6 protein-coding genes are annotated in these 3,946 nt (G+C 71.1%); 3 read left to right on the top strand and 3 right to left on the bottom strand.

Going from position 1 to position 3,946, the window contains the following annotated elements; translation table 11 throughout:
- The 3 genes from ACJ73U_RS09535 to ACJ73U_RS09525 form a co-directional block, all read left to right on the top strand.
- The coding region (locus ACJ73U_RS09535) for an aldehyde dehydrogenase family protein (RefSeq protein WP_407777186.1) at nt 1-357 on the top strand (357 nt) is incomplete at its 5' end.
- 127 nt (nt 358-484) lie between these two features.
- Entirely contained in the window at nt 485-850 is a 366-nt protein-coding gene (locus ACJ73U_RS09530; RefSeq protein ID WP_407777187.1) for a PLD nuclease N-terminal domain-containing protein, read from the top strand.
- Nucleotides 851-1,123: 273 nt separating this feature from the next.
- Nucleotides 1,124-1,357: a hypothetical protein gene (locus ACJ73U_RS09525; protein ID WP_407777185.1), complete on the top strand. Its 234-nt coding sequence runs from the start codon at nt 1,124-1,126 to the stop codon at nt 1,355-1,357.
- A 7-nt stretch (nt 1,358-1,364) separates the two neighbouring features.
- Here ACJ73U_RS09525 and ACJ73U_RS09520 read toward each other — a convergent pair whose 3' ends face one another.
- From ACJ73U_RS09520 to ACJ73U_RS09510, 3 genes are read right to left on the bottom strand one after another with little or no spacing between them, the layout of a single operon-like run.
- On the bottom strand, nt 1,365-2,186 hold the full coding sequence (locus tag ACJ73U_RS09520) for a phosphoenolpyruvate hydrolase family protein (protein ID WP_407777184.1): 822 nt from the start codon (nt 2,184-2,186) through the stop codon (nt 1,365-1,367).
- A 13-nt stretch (nt 2,187-2,199) separates the two neighbouring features.
- A complete protein-coding gene (locus ACJ73U_RS09515; RefSeq protein ID WP_407777183.1) occupies nt 2,200-2,538 on the bottom strand; it encodes a hypothetical protein in 339 nt (112 codons plus the stop codon).
- Nucleotides 2,538-3,842: a Tm-1-like ATP-binding domain-containing protein gene (locus tag ACJ73U_RS09510; RefSeq protein WP_407777182.1), complete on the bottom strand. Its 1,305-nt coding sequence runs from the start codon at nt 3,840-3,842 to the stop codon at nt 2,538-2,540. The genes ACJ73U_RS09515 and ACJ73U_RS09510 overlap by 1 nt, the downstream gene beginning before the upstream one ends.
- Between the last annotated feature and the right edge of the window lie 104 nt (nt 3,843-3,946).

Below are 3,946 nucleotides of genomic sequence, written 5' to 3'. Positions count from 1 at the left end.
CCGATCGTGCGCGAGGAGACCTTCGCGCCCGTGCTCTACGTGCTGACCTACGACACCTTCGAAGAGGCCGTCGCGCTGCACAACGACGTCCCCCAGGGACTGTCGTCGTCGATCTTCACCCGCGACCAGCAGGAGGCCGAACACTTCCTCGCCACCGACGGCTCCGACTGCGGCATCGCGAACGTCAACATCGGCACCTCCGGCGCGGAGATAGGCGGCGCCTTCGGCGGCGAGAAACAAACCGGCGGCGGCCGTGAGTCCGGTTCGGACGCCTGGCGCGCCTACATGCGCCGCGCCACCAACACGGTCAACTACGCGAGCACCCCGGCGCTCGCTCAGGGGGTGAGCTTCCTGTAGGCCTCCCGGCCGACCCGTCGCGGTGACACAGGCGACGGACGCGCATGCGTCGCGGGGAGTACGCCCTCCGCAACCAGTCGGTGGCGTGATCCACTATCCTGCGCCGACCGACTTCCGGGGGTGTGCCGTGTTCTACTTCGAGGGCCTCTTCGGCCTCTTCACATTGGGTCTGTGGCTTTTCTGCCTGATCGACGTCATCACCACCAGCGACGGGGACACCAGGAACCTGCCCAAGATCGGGTGGTTGCTGATCGTCCTGTTCTTCCCGCTGGTCGGCTCGATCGTCTGGCTGGTCGCGGGCCGGCCGGTCCAGGCGAACCCGAGGGCGCGCTCCTACGAACGCGGCGTGCCCGGCTACCCCGAGTACGACCGCCCCGGGCGGTTCGCGGCCACGGACACCGAGTCGGACGAGGAGTTCCTGCGCCGCTGCCGGGAACGTGCCGAGGAACAGCGCCGCAAGGCCCGCGAGGCGCGGGACGGCGTCGAGGAGTAGTGCGTCTGGATAGCGTGGTACGTATGACAGTTCCACCCACCGCGCCCGGTGCGCTGCCGGTGCTCGGCCACGCCGTCCAGTTCTTCCGCGACCCGCTGGCCTTCCTGTGCGGCGCACAGCGGTCCGGTGACGTGGCGACGATCCGCCTCGGCCCGACGCGTGCGTACCTCGTCTGCGCACCCGACCTCGTGCGGCACGTGCTGCTGACCCCGAAGGTCTTCGACCGGGGCGGTTCCGTCTACGACCACCGCGGTCGTCGCCGAGGCGCATGCGTTGCTGCCGCCGATGATGCGTGGCCTGTACCGCCGCGCCATGCTCCCGTTCGGGCCACTGCACGCGGTGCCGACACCCGAGAACCGCCGCTACCTGGCCGCGCGCCGCCGGCTGCACGCCATGATTGACGCGTTGCTCACGTCACGGTCCACAGAGGACATAGAGGACACAGAGGACACGGCGGTCGACGTGCTCCGCGCCGGCCGGCTCAGGATGACCGCACGACCGCGCTGAGCGGTGGTCAGAGCGTGAGGGTCTTGAAGCTCTCCGCCTGGGTGCGGATCGCCGTCTCCGTGGGTAGGCGTTCGATCGAGGAGGCGCCGAAGAAGCCGACGACGCCTTCGGTGTGGTCCAGGACGTACTGCGCGTCGGCCGGTTCCGCGATCGGGCCGCCGTGGCAGAGCACCAGGATGTCCGGGTTCGCCGCCACCGCGGCGTCGCGCATGCGTTGCACGGACGCGGCGGCCTCGTCGAGGGAAAGCGTTGTCCTCGCGCCGATGGCGCCCTTGCTGGTCAGACCGACGTGCGGCACGAGCACGTCCGCGCCGGCCTCCGCCATCGCGGCGGCCTGGTCGGGATCGAACGCGTACGGCGCGGTGAACAGGCCCTTCGACGCGGCCAGGCGGATCATGTCGACCTCGAGGTCGAACCCCATGCCGGTCTCCTCGAGGTTCTCGCGGAACTTCCCGTCGTAGAGCCCGACGGTCGGGAAGTTCTGCACGCCGGCGAACCCGAGCCGCGCCAGCTCGTCCAGGAACGGGCCCATGCACCGGAAGGGATCAGTGCCGCACACCCCGGCGAGCACCGGCGTGGACCGGACCACCGGCAGCACCTCGCCGGCCATCTCCACCACGATCGCGTTGGCGTCACCGTAGGGCAGCAGCCCGGCCAGGGAGCCGCGGCCGGCCATGCGGTAGCGGCCGGAGTTGTAGATGATCAGCAGGTCGACCCCGCCGGCCTCGGCGGACTTCGCGGACAGTCCGGTACCGGCGCCGGCGCCGATGATCGGCCGGCCCGCCGAGACGGTCGCGGCCAACCGCTCCCGAACCTCCGCGCGTTCCACGAAAAGCCCCCTCTTACGGCGTCCACAGTCCCGGCGTCGTGCGCAGGACCAGTCGCGGCGCGTTCGGGTCGCTCGGCGCCGGCAGGGCCAGCAACCCGTCCACCACCTCGGCCAGGTCGCCAGCCCGCTCCCACACCACACCGCCGGACGGGTCGCACCGCAATCCTGCCGCATCGGTGGTGAACCGCACCACGATGGCGTCCGCCCAGTCGTCCGGCCAGGCTCGAACCCCGCGGACCTCGACCAGTTCGCCGTCCGCGGAGACGGGCAGGAACTGCCAACCCGCGTTGCGGAGGTCGACCAACCGGCGCAGCTCCGGGAACTCGGCGAGCGCCGCCCCCTCGGTCGTCATCACCCGTTTCCCCTGTGTGTCGTGATCAGCCGGTGCAGCGCCTCGGCGGCGGCCCGGCCGAATCCCTCGTCGTTGATATGACTGTCCAGCTCCCACACGGCTACCGCGGAACCGGCCAGGCCACTGCGGATCTCCGCGAAACACGCCTCGTCCGCGGCGCGGTCCTCGAACTGACCCCCAGCCCTGTCGATCCCTGATACCCCTTGGCGCGGCAGGAAAACCTCCACCGGACCGGTCGAACCGGTGAGCTTCGCCGCGATGCGCCGTCCCAGGGCGGCCATCTCCGCCGGCGTCGTACGCATCAGGGTCACCGTCGGGTTGTGCACCAGGAACGTCCGGTCGGCGAACCGTTCCGGCACCGTCTCCCGGGGCCCGAAGTTCACCATGTCCAGCGCGCCCACGCTCACCACCTGCGGAATCCCCACCCGACCGGCGGCCTCCAGCCGTTGCGGCCCGGCGGTCAGCACCCCGCCGACCAGGTCGTCGGCCAGCTCGGTGGTCGTCAGGTCCAGCACGCCGTCGACCAGCCCGGACGTGACCAGGGACTCCATCGCGCGGCCGCCGGCCCCGGTGGCGTGGAACACCAGCACCTCGTAGCCGAGGTCGGTGAGCACGGCCCTGGCCTCGTCGACGGCGGGCGTGGTGAGCCCGAACATCGTCGCCGCGACCACGGGTCTGCGATGGTCGGGGGGCGGCTCGGCGCGGCGCCGCTCGTGTGCGGCGGCCATGGCGGCGACGGCCGCGACGGCGTTGCCCAGCACCAGCCGGGACACGGAGTTCACGCCGCTGACGTCGACCACCGAGTACATCAGCGTCACGTCCACGTCGCCGACGTACGGGCGCACGTCCCCGGACGCCATGGTCGACACGAGCAGCTTCGGCACGCCGACCGGCAGCGCGTGCATGGCCCGGCCGGCCACCGACGAGCCGCCCGAACCCCCGACCGCGAGCACGCCGTCGAGCCGGCCCTCCTGGTACAGCCGCGTCACGACGGCCGCCGCACCGGCACCCATGGCCTCCATGGCCGCGCCGCGGTCGTTCTTGGCCCGCAGTTCGTCGAGGTCGGCCCCGGCGGCGCTCGCCACCTCGGCCGAGCTCACGTCCGCGAGCCCGCCACCGTCGGAGAACGAGCCGACGTCCACGCCGAGCACGGCGCAGCCGGCGGCGGTCAGCTGATCGCGCAGCCAGCGGTACTCGACCTGCTTGGTGTCGAACGTCCCGAGCAACGCGACCGTCGGCATCGAGCGGCCCTTTCCTGGTTGGGCGAAGGAGAGCTGAGAAAGTTCCCAGTTGATCCTTGCCATTTACCACTGGGAAGCGATAGACCACTCCCGCCGGATTGGCCCACTGGAAGCGTGAACGACATGCCGGACGGACACCGCGTAGCCGCCGCGACGCTCAGCCGCCT

Source organism: Actinophytocola sp. (assembly GCF_045807065.1).
GTDB lineage: Bacteria > Actinomycetota > Actinomycetes > Mycobacteriales > Pseudonocardiaceae > Actinophytocola.
This window is presented reverse-complemented; position numbering and strand designations above follow the sequence as displayed.